This is a genomic window from Microbacterium sp. HSID17254, assembly GCF_003989315.1.
In the GTDB taxonomy this organism is placed as follows: domain Bacteria; phylum Actinomycetota; class Actinomycetes; order Actinomycetales; family Microbacteriaceae; genus Microbacterium.
In genome coordinates, this window is record NZ_RBLT01000113.1 from 1 (window position 1) to 1,078 (window position 1,078).

Here is a 1,078-nt window from a genome sequence, read left to right on the forward strand (position 1 = left end):
GCGGGCGCGCGGGCGGCGGCGCCACCGCGCGACAGGCGGTGCTGCCATGGGCCGGGTCGTTCGCCGGCGGGTGCTCGAGGGGATCCTGGTCGGAGTCGGCACCGCGTTCCTGATCTGCCTCTCGACGGTCTCGCGCGGGGACCCCTTGGCCTCCACGGGGGGGAAGGTCGTCCCACCCGAGGTCGCCGCCATCAACCGCGCCAAGTTCGGCCTCGACCAGCCGCTGCCGGTGCAGTTCGTGAACTACCTGGGCAACATGGTCACCGGCGACTTCGGTCTCGACTTCGACCAGCGCCGGCCGGTCTCCCAGCTGCTCGCCGAGACCGTCCCGAACACGATCCTGCTGTCCGTCGTGGCACTGGTGTTCCTCGTCCTGTTCGGGGTGACGGCCGGCGTGATCGCCGCGGTGCGCCGATACTCGTTCTGGGACGTGTTCGTCACCGTCGTGTCCACCGTGGGCATCGGCATCCCGGTCTTCGTCGTCGCGATCTTCCTGGTCGCGAACGTCTCCGGGGTCGGCCCGTTCCCGCCGGTACCGCGTAGCTTCCTCGAACAGGTGCCCTGGTACTGGGACGTGATCCTGCCCGCGTTCACCCTCGCGATCATCGAGTCGGCGTTCGTCGCCCGCCTGATGCGAGGGTCGATGCTGGAGGTCCTGCAGGCCGACTACATCCGCACCGCGCGCGCCAAGGGCCTGTCCGAGCGCACGGTCATCGGCAAGCACGCGATGCGGACGTCGTTGCTGCCGGTCGTCACGTTCGTCGGGCTGACCCTGGGGACCTACATCGGCGGCGCGATCGTCACCGAGACGGTGTTCCAGTACAACGGCGCCGGCTTCCTGCTGGCCCGTGCCGTCACGAACAACAACGCACCGGTGATCATGGCGGTGGTCGTCTACAGCGTGGTGGCCTACGTGCTGCTGTCCATGCTCGTGGACATCCTCTACGCCTACCTCGACCCGCGCATCCGCCTGAGCTGACTGAGTGAGGCGATCCCTCGCATGAACCCACCCCCCACCTCCGGTGCGCCGGCCACCGACCCGGCGACCGCCCGCGGACTCCCGGGCGGCGACCCCGCC

The 1,078-nt window shown here is 69.7% G+C and carries 1 protein-coding gene; it reads left to right on the plus strand.

The annotated features are described in order from the left end of the window. Positions 1-979 (plus strand): ABC transporter permease (locus D8M34_RS18005; protein ID WP_238695720.1); only part of this gene is annotated, 979 nt, incomplete at its 5' end. Between the last annotated feature and the right edge of the window lie 99 nt (positions 980-1,078).